Origin of the sequence: Sandarakinorhabdus limnophila DSM 17366 (assembly GCF_945882885.1) — a bacterium.
Classification (GTDB): Bacteria; Pseudomonadota; Alphaproteobacteria; order Sphingomonadales; family Sphingomonadaceae; genus Sandarakinorhabdus; species Sandarakinorhabdus limnophila_A.
The window spans coordinates 13,501-30,725 of the sequence record NZ_CAMCWT010000033.1; the positions used below are offsets into that span (position 1 = coordinate 13,501).

General features: G+C 64.3%; 16 protein-coding genes and 2 tRNA genes. 12 read left to right on the plus strand and 6 right to left on the minus strand.

The window, feature by feature from the left end; translation table 11 throughout:
- Nucleotides 1-6: 6 nt before the first annotated feature.
- Complete coding sequence (locus Q7O19_RS08655; protein WP_303809948.1) at nt 7-1,203, plus strand: CaiB/BaiF CoA-transferase family protein; 1,197 nt, start codon at nt 7-9, stop codon at nt 1,201-1,203.
- Here the strand turns inward: Q7O19_RS08655 and Q7O19_RS08660 are convergent.
- Entirely contained in the window at nt 1,196-1,783 is a 588-nt protein-coding gene (locus tag Q7O19_RS08660) for a TMEM165/GDT1 family protein (protein ID WP_303809949.1), read from the minus strand. The genes Q7O19_RS08655 and Q7O19_RS08660 overlap by 8 nt on opposite strands.
- Nucleotides 1,784-1,860: 77 nt before the next feature.
- On the opposite strand from Q7O19_RS08660, the gene Q7O19_RS08665 reads away from it, so the two are divergent.
- The gene (locus tag Q7O19_RS08665) at nt 1,861-2,787 is read left to right on the plus strand and encodes a retroviral-like aspartic protease family protein (RefSeq protein WP_303809951.1); all 927 of its coding nucleotides are present in this window, start codon (nt 1,861-1,863) and stop codon (nt 2,785-2,787) included.
- 325 nt (nt 2,788-3,112) lie between these two features.
- Here the strand turns inward: Q7O19_RS08665 and cobT are convergent, their stop codons facing one another.
- Genes cobT through Q7O19_RS08680 form a run of 3 tightly spaced genes read right to left on the minus strand, consistent with a single transcriptional unit; the run spans nt 3,113 to nt 6,519 of the window.
- Nucleotides 3,113-4,990: a cobaltochelatase subunit CobT gene (gene cobT, locus Q7O19_RS08670; protein WP_303809953.1), complete on the minus strand. Its 1,878-nt coding sequence runs from the start codon at nt 4,988-4,990 to the stop codon at nt 3,113-3,115.
- Nucleotides 4,991-4,993: 3 nt separating this feature from the next.
- Nucleotides 4,994-5,980, minus strand: coding sequence for a cobaltochelatase subunit CobS (gene cobS, locus Q7O19_RS08675; protein ID WP_303809971.1), 987 nt, complete (start codon nt 5,978-5,980; stop codon nt 4,994-4,996).
- A gap of 5 nt (nt 5,981-5,985) precedes the next feature.
- Entirely contained in the window at nt 5,986-6,519 is a 534-nt protein-coding gene (locus Q7O19_RS08680; protein ID WP_303809955.1) for a DnaJ domain-containing protein, read from the minus strand.
- Nucleotides 6,520-6,616: 97 nt separating this feature from the next.
- On the opposite strand from Q7O19_RS08680, the gene Q7O19_RS08685 reads away from it, so the two are divergent.
- From Q7O19_RS08685 to Q7O19_RS08705, 5 genes are all read left to right on the plus strand, one after another.
- Nucleotides 6,617-6,895 carry a BolA family transcriptional regulator gene (locus Q7O19_RS08685; RefSeq protein WP_303809956.1) on the plus strand — a complete coding sequence of 93 codons (279 nt, stop codon included), beginning with the start codon at nt 6,617-6,619 and terminating at the stop codon, nt 6,893-6,895.
- Nucleotides 6,895-7,968, plus strand: a complete 1,074-nt coding sequence (locus Q7O19_RS08690; protein WP_303809958.1) for a succinylglutamate desuccinylase/aspartoacylase family protein — start codon at nt 6,895-6,897, stop codon at nt 7,966-7,968. Before Q7O19_RS08685 ends, Q7O19_RS08690 begins: the two co-directional genes overlap by 1 nt.
- Before the next feature lie 39 nt (nt 7,969-8,007).
- A tRNA-Thr gene (locus Q7O19_RS08695) sits at nt 8,008-8,082 on the plus strand.
- A 134-nt stretch (nt 8,083-8,216) separates the two neighbouring features.
- The gene (locus tag Q7O19_RS08700; protein ID WP_303809960.1) at nt 8,217-10,460 is read left to right on the plus strand and encodes a TonB-dependent receptor; all 2,244 of its coding nucleotides are present in this window, start codon (nt 8,217-8,219) and stop codon (nt 10,458-10,460) included.
- Nucleotides 10,461-10,476: 16 nt separating this feature from the next.
- Entirely contained in the window at nt 10,477-11,526 is a 1,050-nt protein-coding gene (locus Q7O19_RS08705) for a tyrosine-protein phosphatase (RefSeq protein ID WP_303809961.1), read from the plus strand.
- A 13-nt stretch (nt 11,527-11,539) separates the two neighbouring features.
- On the opposite strand, the gene Q7O19_RS08710 is transcribed toward Q7O19_RS08705, so the two are convergent.
- Entirely contained in the window at nt 11,540-11,857 is a 318-nt protein-coding gene (locus Q7O19_RS08710; protein ID WP_303809963.1) for a hypothetical protein, read from the minus strand.
- 175 nt (nt 11,858-12,032) lie between these two features.
- Between Q7O19_RS08710 and Q7O19_RS08715 the strand changes: the two genes are divergently transcribed.
- From Q7O19_RS08715 to phnX, 5 genes are all read left to right on the plus strand, one after another.
- Entirely contained in the window at nt 12,033-13,253 is a 1,221-nt protein-coding gene (locus tag Q7O19_RS08715; protein ID WP_303809964.1) for an acyl-CoA dehydrogenase family protein, read from the plus strand.
- A 98-nt stretch (nt 13,254-13,351) separates the two neighbouring features.
- A tRNA-Leu gene (locus tag Q7O19_RS08720) sits at nt 13,352-13,438 on the plus strand.
- A gap of 230 nt (nt 13,439-13,668) precedes the next feature.
- On the plus strand, nt 13,669-14,874 hold the full coding sequence (locus Q7O19_RS08725; RefSeq protein ID WP_303809965.1) for a DUF5690 family protein: 1,206 nt from the start codon (nt 13,669-13,671) through the stop codon (nt 14,872-14,874).
- Nucleotides 14,871-15,983 (plus strand): TIGR03364 family FAD-dependent oxidoreductase, encoded by a 1,113-nt coding sequence (locus Q7O19_RS08730; RefSeq protein ID WP_303809973.1) that lies wholly within the window; start codon nt 14,871-14,873, stop codon nt 15,981-15,983. Before Q7O19_RS08725 ends, Q7O19_RS08730 begins: the two co-directional genes overlap by 4 nt.
- Entirely contained in the window at nt 15,980-16,765 is a 786-nt protein-coding gene (phnX, locus tag Q7O19_RS08735; protein WP_303809966.1) for a phosphonoacetaldehyde hydrolase, read from the plus strand. The genes Q7O19_RS08730 and phnX overlap by 4 nt, the downstream gene beginning before the upstream one ends.
- On the opposite strand, the gene Q7O19_RS08740 is transcribed toward phnX, so the two are convergent.
- On the minus strand, nt 16,756-16,923 hold the full coding sequence (locus Q7O19_RS08740) for a hypothetical protein (protein ID WP_303809967.1): 168 nt from the start codon (nt 16,921-16,923) through the stop codon (nt 16,756-16,758). The two genes, phnX and Q7O19_RS08740, sit on opposite strands and share 10 nt — an antisense overlap.
- Nucleotides 16,924-17,225 lie beyond the last annotated feature (302 nt).

A 17,225-nucleotide genomic window follows, 5' to 3' on the forward strand; every position in this document is an offset into this window, starting at 1 on the left:
CCAGCGATGACCGTTGAGAATAACGGCCCCCTCGCGGGCATCAAAGTCGTGGAAATGGGCCAGCTTATTGCCGGGCCGTTCTGCGGGCAATTGCTGGGCGACATGGGCGCAGACGTTATCAAGCTGGAACCACCTGGTCAGGGCGATCCGATGCGGGTGTGGGGCCGCGGTGATTACCCGCTGTGGTGGGAAGTTGTAGCCCGCAACAAGCGCGCCGTTTCGTGCAATTTGCGCGAGAGGGAAGGCCAAGCGCTGGCCCGCCGCCTGATCGGCAAGGCCGACATACTGATCGAGAATTTCCGCCCGGGCACGCTGGAGAAATGGGGCCTGTCACCCGAAACCCTGATGGCCGACAACACTGGCCTGATCATCGTGCGCGTGTCGGGCTATGGCCAATCCGGCCCCTATTCTGCCCGCGCCGGCTTTGGCGGGATCGGCGAGGCGATGGGCGGCTGGCGGGCCATTGTCGGCGATCCGGATCGGCCACCCAGCCGCATGGGCGTCTCGATCGGGGATTCGCTGGCCGCTACTTACGGCGCTATGGGCGCGCTGGCCGCGCTGAACCACCGCCACGCCACTGGCAAGGGCCAGATCGTCGATTCCGCCCTTTATGAGGCCGTGCTGCAGGTAATGGAAAGCCTCGTGCCGGAGTATGTTGCCTCGGGCTATGTGCGCGAACGCTCTGGCTCCGTGCTACCGGGCATTGCGCCGTCCAACGTCTATCCGTGCAAGGACGGCGAATATCTGATCGGCGCCAATCAGGACTCGGTGTTCGGTCGGCTTTGCGACGCGATGGGCCGGCCCGAGCTGACCAAGGATCCGCGCTATGTGAACCATGTCGCGCGCGGAAAGCACCAGGAAGAACTGGACGCCCTGATCGGCGACTGGACAAAAACACTGACCATCGCCGAGCTGGAAGACAAGATGGTGGCAGCCGGCGTACCGGCCGGTCGCCTCTATCGCCCGCAGGACATGCTGGACGATCCGCATTTCCAGGCCCGCGAAGCCATTATCGGCGTGCCGCACCCGCGCTGGGGCGAGGTTAAGATGCAGAATGTCTTTCCCAAGCTGTCGGCCACGCCAGGCAGCGTCCGCCGCCGCGCGCCCGAAACGATCGGGCAAGACAATGCGGACGTGTACGGCGAGATGCTTGGCCTTGACGAAGCGGCGCTGGCCGAACTGCAGGCCCGCGGCATCATCTGACGAACTGCGGCCAAAGCGCCGCCAGCATCACCACACCGAGCAGCGCCAGCAGGGCCGCCGCGGCCATGCGAACGGCCTTCAGCGGCACACCCGCCAACAGCTTGTCACCCAGCAGCACGGCCGGCACGTTTGCAATCATCATGCCCAGCGTGGTGCCGATGGTGACAGCCAGAACATCGTGGAACCGCGCGCCCAAGGCAATGGTGGCGATCTGGGTCTTGTCGCCGATCTCAACGATGAAAAAGGCGACGGTCGTGGCGAAGAACGCCTGCGCACCGCTGGCAACGGCCGGCATGTCGTCCATCTTGTCGGGCACCAGCGTCCATGCGGCCATGGCGATGAAGCCCAGCGCCACCGCCACCTGAAACCACGGCCCGGCCAGCCAATCAGCCAGCGTCGCCCCCGCCCAGGCAGCGAGCGCATGATTGGCAAGGGTCGCCACCAATATGCCGGTAATCACGCTGCCCGGCTTGCGAAAACGCGCGGCCAGCAAGAGAGCGAGTAGCATGGTCTTGTCGCCAATCTCGGCGAGGGCCATCAGCCCGGTAGCGGTGGCGATGATGGCAAGGCTGCTGCTCATCGCTTCGGCATAGGCGTTCGGCGTCGCTTTGCAATCGGTCCCTTGCACCCCCACCGTATCAGGCAGACAATGCACTCATGTCCGTGTCGAACCTTTTGCTGGCCGCTGCCGCCGCCAGTGTGACACCGCCGGCCACCTCCGTCCCTGGCCAACCGCTGATTGCGCCTGCCATCATCGACAACAATCTCGAAATCCTGGGCGACGCGCTGGAAGCCGAACAGCTGAAAAAGCGCATGTTTGTTGATGTGAAGGTGAATGGCATCGGGCCGCACCGCTTCCTAGTCGATTCCGGCGCCGATCGTTCGGTGGTCAGCGATGGACTGGCGGCTCGGCTGAACTTGCCCGCCGGCGGGTCGGTGCGCCTGCAAGGTATGGCCGGCGCCGTCAGTGTCGGCACGGTCGAGGTAGCCATGCTCACCATCGGCAAATCGGAAATTGGCCCGATCAACGCGCCGGCGCTGTCAGCCCGGCATCTGGGCGCCGATGGCCTGATCGGCATCGATGCGCTGGCCGATCAACGGCTGTTGCTGGATTTCGACAAGCGCACAATCACGGTGCAGGATTCGCGCACGCCCTTTGCCGCCAATGGCCAGGAAATCGTGGTCACCGCGCGTCGCCGCAAGGGCCAGTTGATCATCACCCAGGCATCGATCGGCAATCGCGCGGTATCCGCGGTGATCGATACCGGCAGTGAAGTTACCCTGGGCAACAGGGCCCTGCGAGAGCGGCTTTATGGCACCCGCCGGCCCGAAAAGATGTTCGATATCGAACTGTTGTCGGTCACCGGGCAGGTGCTGAAAGCCGAAGCGATGGTGCTCAACAACGTGCGGATCGGCGGGCTCATCCTCAACAATGTCGTGGTGGCCTTTGCCGATGCGCCGCCCTTCGCGCTGTTCGGCCTGAGCACCCAGCCAGCGATCTTCCTGGGATCGGATCTTCTGTCCAGCTTCCGCCGCGTTGCGTTGGATTTCGGCAACCGCAAGGTGCGCTTCACGATGAGGTGAAGCGCGCGCTGCGCCGATATCAATCCTGAAACGTGTTGACGGCCAGCCGCTAGAGCTGGCTCTGGCAGCCAGCCTCCACCAGCGCCCTGCCCAGCGCTTCCAAATACGCAGGTGCCGACAGTTGCTTGACATTCGGCGTAACCGGCAACTTGCCAACACTTTTGCAGGCCAGCAGCGGTTGCGGCCCAACCCGGTTGACGTCGAGCCCCACAAGCGGGATTTCACGTCGTCCTAACGGAAGAAATCCACTCCGTACCGCCGGCAGCGGCCTCGAAGGCGACATTGGGCCCCACAGCTGCAAGAATTGCAGAACTGAAGTTCAAGCTCAGCGGCGGCGCGGACTACCGCCACCGCGACCGGCATTGCGGCCACCGCCGCCTTCCTCGAACAGTGCGGCGAGACTGTCGATGATGGTGCCGCCCAGTTGTTCGGCATCCATGATGGTGACGGCGCGGTGATAATAACGCGTCACGTCGTGGCCGATGCCGATGGCGATCAGTTCGACCGGGCTCTTGGTCTCGATGTGGCGGATCACGGCGCGCAGGTGGCGCTCCAGATAATTGCCGCTGTTCACCGACAGGGTGGAATCATCCACCGGCGCGCCATCAGAAATCACCATCAGGATGCGGCGGTCTTCGTTGCGGGCCACCAGCCGGTCGTGCGCCCACAGCAGCGCCTCGCCGTCGATATTCTCTTTCAGCAGGCCTTCGCGCATCATCAGGCCCAGATTCTTGCGCGCCCGCCGCCACGGCGCATCGGCCTGCTTGTAGACGATGTGGCGCAAGTCATTCAGCCGCCCCGGCTTGGCCGGACGGCCAGCCTGCAGCCACGCTTCGCGGCTCTGCCCGCCCTTCCAGGCCCGCGTGGTGAAGCCCAGGATCTCGGTCTTGACTGCACAACGTTCCAGCGTGCGCGCCAGGATGTCGGCGCAGATGGCGGCGATGGAGATCGGCCGGCCGCGCATCGATCCCGAATTGTCGATCAGCAGCGTCACCACCGTGTCGCGGAACTGGGTGTCGCGCTCGATCTTGTAGCTGAGGGCATGGGCCGGATTGGTGACGATGCGCACCAGCCGGGCGGCATCCAATATGCCTTCTTCCTGATCGAAATCCCAGCTGCGGTTCTGCTGGGCCATCAGGCGGCGCTGCAGGCGGTTCGCCAGCTTGGTCACCGCCGATTGCAGCGGGATCAGTTGCTGATCGAGATAGGCGCGCAGACGGGTCAGTTCCTCGTCGTCGCACAGTTCGGCAGCCCCCACCACTTCGTCATGCTTGGTGGAATAGGCCTTGTACTCGAAATCCGGCGGCAGATCGGAAAGCGGCATGTTGGGCCGCCACGGCATCATGCCGTCCTGACCCTCTTCGCCCATTTCTGCGTCCGACACCTGATCGGTGTCCATCTCGACTTCGCGTTGCTCGGCGCCCTCGGGCGCGTCCGACGAATCCTCGGAACGGGTTTCGGTGGACTGGTCCTGGCCGCCGCCGTCGTCCTGTTCCTGATCTTCGCTGTCTTGGCCGGACTGTTCTTCCTCGTCCTGCCCGTCGCTTTCCTCGGTCTCGTCGCTGGCCTCGTCGGGATCGGCGCCCAGGCCCAGATCGGCGAGCACGTGGCGGATCAACTGCGCGAATGCCGCCTGATCCTCCATGTTGGCGGCGAGCGCATCCAGATGCGTGCCGGCCTGCGCCTCGATATGGCCGCGCACCATGTCCACCGCCTGTTGTGCGGCGCGCGGCACGTCGGCACCGGTCAGCCGTTCGCGCACCATAAGGCTGATGGCGCTGGCCAGCGGCACTTCCTCGGCAGTGCGGGCGCGCACGATCGGATCGGTGCGCACGCGCATTTCGGTCATGCGGTCGAGGTTGCGCGCCACCCCGGCCATTTCGGCCGCGCCCAAGGCTTCAAAGCGCGCCTGTTCCAGCGCATTCCAGATGTCCCGCGCCAGCCCTGATTCCGGCTGCTCCGCCCCATGCAGCTTGGGATCGTGGAAGCGGCGTTTCAGCGCGAAACTGTCGGCCCAGCCGCGCACTTCGGCCACCTGCTCAGCCGGCAGCGCCCGCGCCGGCTGCGGCACGCGGGCCTGATCACCGAAACAGCCCGGCTTGTCGGCCGTATAGGCCAGCTCCATACCCGGCGCATGGCCCAGCGCCCGCATGGTCGCGGCCACCGCCTGGCGGAAATCCTCGATGGGGCTGGTTTCGGCCATTCCCTACTTCTTCGCCTTCACCGCGATGCTTTCCGGCAGGTCCTCGCCGAACACGCGCTGATAATATTCGGCCACGATGCTGCGCTCGGCCTCGTCGCACTTGTTGAGGAACGACAGACGGAAGGCAAAACCCACATTGCCAAAGATCACCGCGTTCTGCGCCCAGGTGATTACCGTGCGCGGGCTCATCACCGTGGAGATGTCGCCGCCGATGAAGCCGGCGCGCGTCATGTCGGCCACGCGCACCATGTTCGAAACGGTCTTGCGGCCGGCTTCGGTGTCGAATTCCTTCACCTTGGCGGTCACGATGGCGCTTTCGGTGTGGTGCGGCAGGTAATTCAGCGTGGTGACGATGCTCCAGCGGTCCATCTGGCCCTGATTGATCTGCTGCGTGCCATGATAGAGCCCGGTGGTATCGCCCAGGCCCACGGTGTTGGCGGTGGCAAACAGCCGGAACCATGGGTTGGGACGGATCACCCGGTTCTGATCGAGCAGGGTCAACTTGCCTTCCACTTCCAGCACGCGCTGGATCACGAACATCACGTCCGGCCGGCCGGCGTCATATTCGTCGAACACCAATGCTGTCGGGGTTTGCAGCGCCCACGGCAGCAGGCCTTCGCGGAATTCGGTCACCTGCGCGCCGTTCCTCAGCACGATGGCATCCTTGCCGATCAGATCGATGCGGCTGATGTGGCTGTCGAGGTTGATGCGCACGCACGGCCAGTTGAGGCGGGCGGCCACCTGCTCGATATGGGTGGATTTGCCGGTGCCGTGATAGCCCTGCACCATCACGCGGCGGTTGAAGGCAAAGCCGGCAAGGATGGCCAACGTGGTGTCTGGGTCGAACACATAGGCCGGATCCAGATCCGGCACGCGATCATCCTTCACCGAAAAGGCTGGCACAGCCATATCGATATCGACGCCGAACACCTCACGGGCGTCCACCGTGGTGTCCGGCGCATTCATCGCCACCGGCGGGGTTTCGTGCATATCGCTCACGAGTTGTTCGACTCCGTCTTGTATCCGGCTGCTGCCTTCAGGTGCGTAAAGGCGTTGACCACCGCCTGCAACTTCCCTTCGTGGCTTCTGTCCCCCCCATTGCTGTCAGGGTGGTAGCGGCGCACGAGCTCGCGATAGGTGCGGCGGACGTCGGCCGCGGTGGCGTTGCGGTCAAGTCCCAGCGTGCCCAGCGCCTGGGCATCGCCCTTTTCGGCCCATCGGCCAACAGGCGCCTTTGCCCGCAGTGGTTCATCGAACAGCCCGTGCGGATCGCCAAAAGTGAAGGCCATGCGGCCACCGCGCACCAGATCCTTCTCCCACCCGGCCAGTGGCGATTGGGCAGCATGGATTTCATCGGGCGAGAGGCCGTCGAAATAATTATAGCCGGCGTTGAACGCGCGGACATGATCAAGGCACAGATATTGCCAACCGCCGACATCGCCCGGGACCCGATTGGACCGCGGCGCCCGGAATTCGCCACTGCCGGCACAGCCCGGCCAGCCACAGGCCTGCGGCTCGGGGGTTTCCACCCGCCCGTGCCACCGGCTGTGACGTGGTTGGCTCTGGCTTGAAATATCTGTCGTCCTTCTGTCTGCCCGGTCTATAACGGCCTCGACAGGAGACGATATGGGCAAGGTTGCCGCAGAAATCCAATCCCGGCTGATGGCCGCGCTGGCACCGTCGCATCTGGAGGTGATCGACGACAGCCACCAGCATCATGGCCACGCCGGTCATCGCGGCGACGATGCCGAATCGCATTTCACCGTGAAGATCAGCGCCGCCAGCTTTGCCGGGCAAAGCCGCATTGCCCGCCAACGCGCCGTCTATGCCGCGCTGGGCGATCTGGTCGCGCCTGATCGCATTCACGCCCTGCGCATCGTCGCATCGGCCCCCGGCGACGCCTGATGCGCGCAGCGACTGCCGCCCTTGCCCTGCTGGTCGCCGCACCGACGCTGGCCGCCACCGAAGCAGCCGGCAGCCTGGACGGCGTCACCATCATCGATCGGCTGGACGTGAACGACATCGCCGCCGGCAGCGTGCAGCGCTTCTGGTTCCGCGCCGGGATGAGCCCCGTCGGCCAGCCGTGGCTAGTGCCGGTGGTCGTGGTCAAAGGCGCCCAACCCGGCCCGCGCCTGCTGTTCACCGCGGGCATTCACGGTGATGAACTGAACGGCATCGCAGTGCTGCACCGGCTGGCGAACGGCATCGATCCGGCGCAACTGGCAGGCACCCTCACGCTAGTGCCCGGCCTCAATCCCCCTGGCCTGCTGCAATCCACACGGCAATGGACGCCGGACTGGTCCCGCAGCGCGCCCAACCTCAACCGCGAACTGCCCGGCAAGGAAGGCCGCTCAGCCATCGCCGATTTCGCCGGGCGCCTTTGGAGCCGGTTGATCCGCCCCAATGCCGACAGCGCGGTCGATCTGCACACCCAATCGCGCGGCACCGCCTACATGATGTATGCCTTTGCCTCCACGCCGCGCACCCGCCGCATGGCTGAACTGGTGGCGCCCGACATCATCAAGATGGACAAGGGCGACAAGGGCACGGTGGAAAACACGCTGACCGATGATGGCGTGCCGGCAATCACGCTGGAACTGGGCCGGCCCGAGATGTTCGACGACACCATGATTGCGCGCGCTGAGTCCGGCCTCACAAACCTGATGCGCGAGATGAAGATGCTGCCCGGCAAGGTGACGCCGCCGCGAGCCGGCCTGACCGTGGCCAATGATATCGTTGCCGTGCGCGCGCGCCTGCCCGGCTGGGCCCGCCTGCTGCTGCCGATCGGAAGCGTGGTGAAGAAGGATCAACCGATCGCCGAAGTGCGCGATGCCTTTGGCCGCAGCCTGGAAACGGTGGTGGCGCCGGCCGATGGCCGCATCAACATGATCACCACCGATCCCCGCGTCGCCGCGGGCGACACGATTGCCCGCATCGTCTGGTGGTCCCCCGATCCTGCGTGCCAGAACGGTTGCTGACTTGAGTTGGAGGCGCGCAGCGGCTATCCGCAACAGCGCGCCGGATTAGCTCAGCGGTAGAGCAGCGGTTTTGTAAACCGAAGGTCGGGGGTTCAATCCCCTCATCCGGCACCATCTACCCCTGCCATTGAACCGGCACGATTCCGTCACGCCGGAGTCGCTGTATCTTCATCGTGGCGCCTTCGAACCGTCATGGCGACGAAATGCGGATTGCCTAACCAGACCTCCTATCAGTCGGGGTCTTAATCATGATGCTGCGCGCCATTCTGGCTGGAACGACTGCCTGTCTTGCCTTTGCTTCGCCAGGCCTTGCCCAAACGCTGGCAGCCGCCGATGCGGATGCCGGGCTCACTGAAATCGTCGTCACCGCCGAACGCCGCCAAACCAAGTTGCAGAAAACCCCGATCTCCATTTCGGTCGCCACCGCTGCCGATCTCGAAAACCGCCGGGTGCAGAGCCTGGCTGATCTTGCTGACGGCAGCATCCCGTCGTTGCGCATCGCGCCCTTCTTCTCGCGCACCTCGGCGCTGACGGTTGGCATTCGCGGCATCGTGCCGTTCGATGCCAACCAGCCCAGCCGCGATGCCACGGTGGGCATTTATGTTGATGGCGTCTTCCTTGGCCGCAGTCAGGGCCTGGGCGCGGCGCTACTCGATATCGAACGGATCGAAGTGCTCAAGGGCCCGCAGGGCACGTTGTTCGGCCGCAACGCGGTGGGTGGGGCCGTCAATATCGTCACCCGCAAACCAACCGGCGAGTTCGGTGGCCGCGTGCTTGGCGGCATCCGCAACTTCAACGGCTACAGCGGTGAAATCCATCTCGATCTGCCAGAATGGAACGGCTTCTCGTTCAAGCTGGACGGCATCGCCACCCGCCGCGACGGCACGATCGACAACCTGCTGGAAGGCGCCGAAGATTTCAACCGCTTCGAACGCCGCGGCCTGCGCGCCTCGGTGCTGTGGCGACCATCGAGCGATTTCAGCGCGCTCTATGCCTTTGATATTTCCTATGACGCGACCACCCCCAATTATCTGCAACTGCTGTCGCGCAGCCCGAACGCTCCGCCCAATTCGCCGCTGGTGCGCGTGCAGGCTCGCCGGGCGCAGACGGCGCTGGTCGGCGTGCCGCAGGAAGACAGCGTGGGCAAGACCAACGGCCACCTGCTGACGCTCGACTGGAAGATCAGCGATAGCGTCGAGTTCCGTTCAATCAGCGCCTATCGCGAAGTCGATCAGACCCAGTTCGACAATGGCTTCGGCATCATCGCCTCGGTGTTCCGCCCGAACACCAATGCGGTGCGCTACAGCCTTGCGAACCTGGTCCAGAACCAGTTCAGCCAGGAACTGCAATTGCTGGGCAACAGCGAGCGCCTGAACTGGGTCGCCGGCCTCTTTTATTACCGCGAAAAGGGCAGCGACGATGCCTGGGCACCCAATACGATGCGCTGGAATGCCGATGGCAGCGCGCTGACCGTGCTGCCCTCGCTGGTGGCCGGGCAGGTTACCCCGTTCCCGGATCGCGCCAGCACGGCGCGCGCCACCAGTTATGCCGCCTTTGCCCAGGCCACCTACACGCCGCCGGTCTTCGATGACCGCCTGAAGCTCACTGCCGGGGGGCGCTACACCCACGACAAGCGGTCGGGCGTGCTGTTCAAGGTGAACGCCGCCGATACCAATTTCACCTTCGATCGCAGCTACAACCGTTTCGATCCGATGGTCACTCTGGCCTTCGATGCCACCGACGATGTGCATGTCTATGGCAAGTGGGGCACGGCCTATCGCGCCGGCGGCGCCAACTCGCGTTCGGTGAATTATCGTTCGTTCGATCCGGAGAGCGTGGAAACCTTTGAAGTTGGCTTCAAGTCGGAGTTCCTCGACAACAAGGCCCGCCTGAACGCCGCCTATTACACCACGCGCTACACCGACATTCAGATCGACTTTGCTGCACAACTGGTGGCTGGCACGACCCGCACCACCATCGAAACGGTGAATGCGCCCGGGAACGGCCGCATTCAGGGCCTGGAAATCGATTTCACTGTCGCCCCGATCAAGGGCTTCACGTTCGCAGCCAGCTATGCACACACCAAGGGCAATCTGCCGCTGGCGCAGAACCCCTTCAACAACAATAATTTCCAGCGGCCATTCATCGTTTTTACGCCAGATAATGCCTACAGTTTTGCCGCCGATTTCAACGAGGATGTCGGCTTCGGCGTGGTGCGTGCCCACCTTAATGCCAATATCGCCGATCCGGTGCGCGGCCTGCCGGGTGAAGCCACCTTCTCGGACCGCAGTGTGCTGGTCAACGGCCGGCTGGCGCTGACCGATATCGAAATCGGCAACGGCACCCGCGCTGAAATCGCGCTGTGGTCGCGCAACCTGCTCAATCGCCAGCAGGTCTATCTGCGCAGCGTCGCCGCACAGGCCGCCACCGGCCCCTATGGCATTTTCAACGAACCGCGCACCTTTGGCGCCGATATCCAGGTGCGGTTCTGATCCGAAAGCCGATCCCATGACCAAGCAACTTGCCCTGATCGCGCTGGGCCTTCTAGCCGCAGCGCCAGCCCATGCGCTGACCGACGCCCGCGTCGAACGGATCGACGCCGAAACCCTGCTGGTGCGCTGGACGGCCAGCCGGCCGGTGGACGTGCTGGTGAGCGACGCGCCGGACGCGGCCGCCCGTTCTGCCCCGCTGGCTTCGGCGGCTGACGGCGATGGCGAACATCGCCTCGGCGTGCCGGCCGGCCAGCGCCGCTATGTGCTGCTCAGGGAACGCGGCACGGGCAAGACATTGCGCGTCGCCGAACGGCTGCTGCCGCTGGAGGCCGGCTCCAATTTCCGCGATATCGGCGGCTATCAGGGCGCCAGCGGCAAGCATGTGCGCTGGGGCCTGATCTATCGTTCGGGGGGGCAGCCCCTGCTCACTGCCGCCGATCAGGCCCAGATCGCCCGGCTGCGCCTCGCCAATCTCGTCGATCTGCGTTCGGCGGAGGAACGCCGCTTGGCCCCGACCCGCATCGAACAGGTGCGTTACAATGCGGTGGGCTATTCGATGGCGGCCTTGATGCCGGCCAGTGGTGTGGCGGCGGTGCGCAATGGCAGCACCATCTATCGCGGCTTCCCCGCCCTTCTGGCCCCGCATCTGCGGCTGGTGTTCGATCGCGTGCTGAATGAGCGCGGGGCACTGGCCTACAACTGCTCTGCCGGGCAGGATCGCACCGGCTTTGTCACCGCCATGATCCTGTCAGCCCTGGGCGTGCCGCGCGCGACCATCATGGCCGATTATCAGCTTTCCACCCAATTGCGCCGGCCGCAGTTCGAAATGCCCAGGCTGGATCCGGCGGTGGTTGCCAATGATCCGGTGGCGCGCATGTTTGCCGGCTATCAGACACCGCAAGCCGCCGCGCCCACGCCCCTGGTGGAAGCCGATGGCACGCCCTTCCTCGCCGGCGCCTTTGCCGAGATTGAAGCAAGATACGGCACCGTAGAGGCCTATCTCGAACGCGAAGCCGGCCTGACCCCGGCCCGGCGAAAGGCGCTGCAGGCGGCCTATCTCGAATAAGGCAGGGCCATTGTCATCCCTGTCGGCGTCCCAGGGTGCGATTGCGACCGGCAACCACGGCCGCCAGCGACGTTGCCAGTACCGGGCCAAGCCAATCGGCCACCTGTTCCGGCTGCGCCCACAGCCGGGCATCCAGCGCACCCCACCATGGCAGATTGGCACGCAAACCATCGCCGAACTGTTCGATCCAGCGATACTCCGCCTGTGCCACCTCTCGCCCCAGGAAATAGCCGCAGGCCAGCGCCGCTCCGATCCACCAGTTGCGGGTGGTGAGGCCGATCACGGCCTGGATGGGCACAGCGGCCAACGCATGTTCGACAAGATTCATCATCGGCTCACCGGTTTCCTGTGCTGGGACCACAGCTTGCCCGATGCCAGGCGCAAGCAAAAGCGGCCCGCCCTACGCAATCGTCCGCTCTTTCCTTTTTGCCAGTGGCCAAGCGGGGTCAGGCGTGACAGCCTGTGCGCTGCAACATGCAATAATCCACACACGGGGAAGGTGCGCCATGCATTTCGAATATAGCGACAAAACCAAAGGCCTGATCGAAAAGCTGCGCGGCTTCATGGACGAGCACATCTACCCCAACGAAGAGCGCTACCACCGTGAAGTGCAGGAAGGCGAACGCTGGAAAGTGCTGCCGGTGATCGAGGAGCTGAAGCCCAAGGCGCGCGAAGCCGGGCTGTGGAACCTGTTCCTCAACATCTGCGATCACGACACGGGCGAATGGAAGGGCCCCGGACTCACCAACCTCGAATATGCGCCGCTGGCCGAGGAAATGGGCCGCGCCGGCTGGTCATCCGAAGTGTTCAACTGCTCCGCGCCCGATACCGGCAACATGGAAGTGCTGCGCACCTATGGCACCGAAGAGCAGAAGCAGACGTGGCTGAAGCCGCTGATGGCCGGCGAAATCCGCTCCGCCTTCCTGATGACCGAGCCGGCCGTGGCATCTTCGGACGCGACCAACATTGAAACCTCGATCCGCCGCGACGGTGATCACTATGTCGTCAACGGCCGCAAATGGTGGTCGTCGGGCGTGGGCGATCCGCGCTGCAAGATCGCCATCGTGATGGGCAAGACCGATCCCAGCGCCCCGCGGCACAGCCAGCAGAGCCAAGTCCTGGTGCCGCTGGATGCACCCGGCATCACCAAGCTGCGCCCGCTCAACGTGTTCGGCTTTGATGACGCGCCGCACGGCCACTTCGAAGTGATTCTGGACAATGTGCGCGTGCCGGTTGCCAACATGATTCTGGGCGAAGGCCGCGGCTTTGAAATCGCGCAGGGCCGCCTTGGCCCGGGCCGCATCCACCACTGCATGCGCTCCATCGGTGCCGCCGAACGCGCGCTGGAAAAGATGGTGAAGCGCCTGAAGAGCCGCGTCGCCTTCGGCAAGCCGATTTCGGAACACAGCCTGTGGCACGAACGCATCGCCGATTCGCGCATCGCCATCGAACAGGCCCGACTGCTCACGCTCAAGGCCGCCTACATGATGGACACAGTTGGCAATAAGGCCGCGGCCAACGAGATCGCGATGATCAAAGTGGTGGCACCGAACATGAGCTGCCTGATCCACGATCACGCCATCCAGGCCCATGGCGGCGGCGGCGTGTGCCAGGATTATGGCCTCGCCAGTGGCTATGCCGGCCAGCGCACCCTGCGCCTAGCCGACGGCCCGGACGAAGTGCACCGCGCGGCCATCGCCAAAAACGAACTGCGGAAATACAACTAAGGCTGCAAGGCGGCGGGGAAGGGCTTGCACCACAAGCCCTCCCCTGCTACCCGCGCCATCTGCCGAAGGGGCGCTCAGGCGCTTCATTTCCCTGGTGTGCGGCCATGGCGGAATTGGTAGACGCGCAACGTTGAGGTCGTTGTGGCCGAAAGGCCGTGGAAGTTCGAGTCTTCTTGGCCGCACCATTTGGGAACAATACCGGGCCGGCTTTGCCGGATAGGTTGGTAAGCGCACAATCGAGCCGTCGTCTCCAAATTGTAATCGCTCTGCCGCACTTCGTGTTTAATGGACCGCGATGTTCATGGGTGTGCAGGGGCAAGAATCGCGCGGGCGAGGGCCGCCATGGTTTGGTATGGCAGGCGGTTTGCCGCGGTTGCTGCTGGGCGGTTTGGCAGCCTTTGCGGCCTATTTTGCCATGTACGCATTCCGCAAACCGCTGGCCGTAGCAAGCTGGACCGATGTCGGCTTTCACCCCTTCGGCCTTGATTACAAAACGGCGCTCGTGATCGTGCAGGTGGTGGGATATGCCGCCTCCAAGCTCATTGGCATCAGGGTGATGGCTGAATTTGGCCGCATAGGCCGAGCCCGCGTCATCTTCGGCCTGATCAGCATTTCATGGGCCTGCCTGATTGCCTTTGCGCTGCTGCCGCCGGTGCTTGGTCTGGCCTGCATCTTAATGAACGGCTTTGTACTGGGGATGATCTGGGGGCTGGTGTTCAGCTATCTGGAAGGGCGGCGCACCACCGAACTTCTGGGTGCCATGTTGTGCGGGGCGTTCATCCTGGCCTCTGGTGTCGTCAAGTCGGCCGGTGCGCTGTTATTGCAGGAAGGCGTGCCGGAACATTGGATGCCAGCTGCAACCGGCCTGCCGTTTTTCCCGGTGCTGATCCTGTCTTTATGGCTGTTGGAGCGGATGCCGGCGCCATCGGCCGCCGACGAGGCTGAGCGAACACCGCGCCGCCCTATGGACAAAACCGAGCGGGCGGCCTTTCTGCAGGCGCATGGGCTACCGATGGCGCTGTTGACGGCCAGTTATATCGTGCTCACCGCCATGCGCGATTTCCGGGACAATTTCGCGGCCGAACTCTGGACGGCGTTGGGCATGGGCGGGTCGGCAGCGGTGTTTTCCGCCAGCGAGTTGCCGGTGGCGGTGATCGCGCTCGGTGCACTTGCCGGGCTGATCCTGGTGCGCGACAACGTGAAGGCAATGTTGGCGATGCACGGGGTGATCATGCTGGGCGGCGCGCTTTTGGGGCTGGGCACATTGGCTTTCCAGGCCGGCCTACTTGGCCCGATGCCGTGGATGATTCTGACCGGTGCAGGGCTTTATCTGGCCTATCTACCGTTCAACGCCATGCTGTTTGATCGCATGATTGCCGTGCTGGGCCGAACGGCCAATGCCGGTTTCCTGATCTACATTGCCGACACTGCTGGGTATGCGGGCAGCATCGCCCTTCTGCTGTGGCGCAGCCTGTTTGCCCCTGCCGCGGACTGGGTGCCCTTGTTCATCGCATGTGCCCATGTCGCAGCCGTGCTCATTATAGTGCTTACCGGTATTTCGGCCCTGTATTTCTGGCGCCGGGCCGGCCAAAAACGGGGGATTCCTGATTGTCTGACGTGATCGTGGTGGGCGCCGGTATTGTCGGTTTGGCCCATGCGTTGGCTGCGGTACGTGCTGGCGCGCGGGTGACGGTGGTCGACCGGGACGCGCGCGCGAATGGTGCCTCCATCCGCAATTTCGGCTTCATCACCGTCACCGGGCAGGAACAAGGCCGGGTGTGGCGCCTGGCAAGGCGCAGTGCCGCCATCTGGCGGAACGTGGCACCCGCCGCTGGCATCCGCATCGATCAGGAAGGTCTGCTTGTTGTGGGGCAGCGCCCTGAATCATCGGCGGTCCTCGATTCCTTCATGGCCACTGAAATGGGAGAAGGGTGCCGGCGCCTGAACCCATCTTCGGTCGCCGATCTCTGCCCGCAGGCCCATGCGCCTGCTGGCGCCATCCTCAGCACACATGATCTGCGCGTCGAATCGCGCGAAGCGCTGCCCCGATTGGCCGCCTGGCTGGCCGAGGTGCATGGCGTGCGCTTCCGTTTCGGCAGCGCCGTAGTGGGTATGGAAACCGGCCGTGTCGCGTTGGCCAATGGTGAAGCGCTCGCGGCCGATGCCATTTTCGTCTGCCCCGGCGATGACTGGGCCTCGCTGTTCCCGTCGATTTATGCCGAGGAATCAATCACTCGCTGCAAGCTGCAGATGCTGCGCCTTGCAGCACCCGGCTGGCGGCTGCCAGCCCCGGTCATGAGCGATCTCAGCCTGGTCCGCTACCTCGGCTATGCCGCGCTGCCCGAAGCTGCAGCGTTGAAGGCCCGGCTGGAACAGGAACAAGCCGAAGCCCTTGGTTGGGGCATCCATCTGATTGTGGTGCAGAGCGCCGATGGGAGCCTGGTGGTGGGTGACAGCCATGAATATGGCCCGACACCTGACCCCTTCGGTCGTGCCGACATCGATGCCGCCATGCTTCGCCAGTATGAGGCGGTTCTGGGCACGCCACCTGCGGTGGCCGAACGCTGGACCGGCACCTATGCCTCGGCCGCCGGCCACAGCATCGTGCGCTCACCGATGCCCGGCGTGCACTTGGTGGTGGTGACCAGTGGCACCGGTGCTTCCACCGGATTCGCGCTGGCCGAAGAAACGGTGAACGGCGTATTCGGCAATAGGGAGCCAATCTGTTGAGCGCAAATCTGCAGGCTGTGGTGTTCGACTGGGCGGGCACGATGATCGATTTCGGCAGCCGCGCGCCAGTGGTGGCGCTGCTCAAGCTGTTTGATGGCTTTGATGTGCCGATCAGCGAGGCCGAGGCCCGGGCCGACATGGGGATGGCAAAGCGCGACCATATCGCCGCCATTCTCGCCCAACCGCGTGTGGCTGCCGCCTGGGCCGCGCGCTATGGCAAGACCCCTGACGTGACAGACGGTGACCGGCTGTTTGCCCGCATTACCCCTCTGATGCAGGCCGCCGCACGCGAAACCGCCGTGCTGATCCCCGGCGCTGCCGACGTGGTGCGCCAGTTGCGCGGACAAGGCGTGAAGATCGGTTCGTGCACCGGCTACACGCGGGAAATGATGGCCGATATCCTGCCCGCCGCCGCCGCGCAGGGTTATACCCCTGATTGCCTCGTATGCGCCGGTGACACGGCCTTCGGTCGGCCTTCGCCATTGATGCTGTGGAAGAACATGATGGAACTGGGGGTATGGCCAGCCGCCGCTGTGGTTAAGGTGGACGACGCTGCGGTGGGCATAGCCGAGGGGCGCAGCGCCGGCACTTGGACGGTGGGTGTGGCCGCCAGTGGCAACAGCGTTGGCCTGTCGGCCGAGGCGCTGGCGGTGCTTCCAGTGGAGGAGCGGGCCGATCGTATCGCAGCTGCCCGGGCCGAACTGCTGGCGGCCGGCGCCCATGTGGTGATCGATACCGTGGCCGATCTGCCGGCAGTGTTGACCGGCTTTGCTTACGGCTGAGCAGAAACGCGCAGCAGGCTGGCCAGCAGAGGGCGCCAACTGTCGAGCGGGGGCACCGCACAGTGGGGATCCTTGGCAGCATCATCCCAACGACGCAGCGTCACGGCATCGGCTGCGTGCGGCTGCGCGCAGAAACGGGCCTGCTCTTCGATGTCCATCGGCCCGCCCTGCAGCACAAGGCTGAGGATGGAGGCGGCGCTGAGACCGGCTTGGTATGCTGGATCGACGGCGCACAGATAGCGCTTGGCCGCGACATGCAGGCGAACGGGTTCGGTGACCGCCGGCCCGAACCAGTGGGCCAGCAGGTCTGCACAGAGGTGGCTCGGTTTATCTGCACAGCCCCGCGCGATTGCTAAGTGTAGCGGCTGCCGGTTTCATGCCGCGGCGAGAAGCGGTTGGTTGAAGTAGACGTGATCGGGGGTCTTGCGGTCAAGCGATGAGTGCGGGCGCCTGCCGTTGT

Bases quoted from the DNA above. Each gene is read 5' to 3' on its own strand.
- Q7O19_RS08660 (WP_303809949.1), bottom strand. From the start codon at position 1,783: ATGAGCAGCAGCCTTGCCATCATCGCCACCGCTACCGGGCTGATGGCC.
- Q7O19_RS08705 (WP_303809961.1), top strand. From the start codon at position 10,477: ATGACCAAGCAACTTGCCCTGATCGCGCTGGGCCTTCTAGCCGCAGCG.
- Q7O19_RS08690 (WP_303809958.1), top strand. From the start codon at position 6,895: ATGCGCGCAGCGACTGCCGCCCTTGCCCTGCTGGTCGCCGCACCGACG.
- cobT (WP_303809953.1), bottom strand. From the start codon at position 4,990: ATGGCCGAAACCAGCCCCATCGAGGATTTCCGCCAGGCGGTGGCCGCG.
- Q7O19_RS08725 (WP_303809965.1), top strand. From the start codon at position 13,669: ATGTACGCATTCCGCAAACCGCTGGCCGTAGCAAGCTGGACCGATGTC.
- Q7O19_RS08715 (WP_303809964.1), top strand. From the start codon at position 12,033: ATGCATTTCGAATATAGCGACAAAACCAAAGGCCTGATCGAAAAGCTG.
- Q7O19_RS08655 (WP_303809948.1), top strand. From the start codon at position 7: ATGACCGTTGAGAATAACGGCCCCCTCGCGGGCATCAAAGTCGTGGAA.
- Q7O19_RS08740 (WP_303809967.1), bottom strand. From the start codon at position 16,923: ATGGACATCGAAGAGCAGGCCCGTTTCTGCGCGCAGCCGCACGCAGCC.
- Q7O19_RS08700 (WP_303809960.1), top strand. From the start codon at position 8,217: ATGATGCTGCGCGCCATTCTGGCTGGAACGACTGCCTGTCTTGCCTTT.
- Q7O19_RS08665 (WP_303809951.1), top strand. From the start codon at position 1,861: ATGTCCGTGTCGAACCTTTTGCTGGCCGCTGCCGCCGCCAGTGTGACA.
- Q7O19_RS08710 (WP_303809963.1), bottom strand. From the start codon at position 11,857: ATGATGAATCTTGTCGAACATGCGTTGGCCGCTGTGCCCATCCAGGCC.
- Q7O19_RS08685 (WP_303809956.1), top strand. From the start codon at position 6,617: ATGGGCAAGGTTGCCGCAGAAATCCAATCCCGGCTGATGGCCGCGCTG.
- cobS (WP_303809971.1), bottom strand. From the start codon at position 5,980: ATGCACGAAACCCCGCCGGTGGCGATGAATGCGCCGGACACCACGGTG.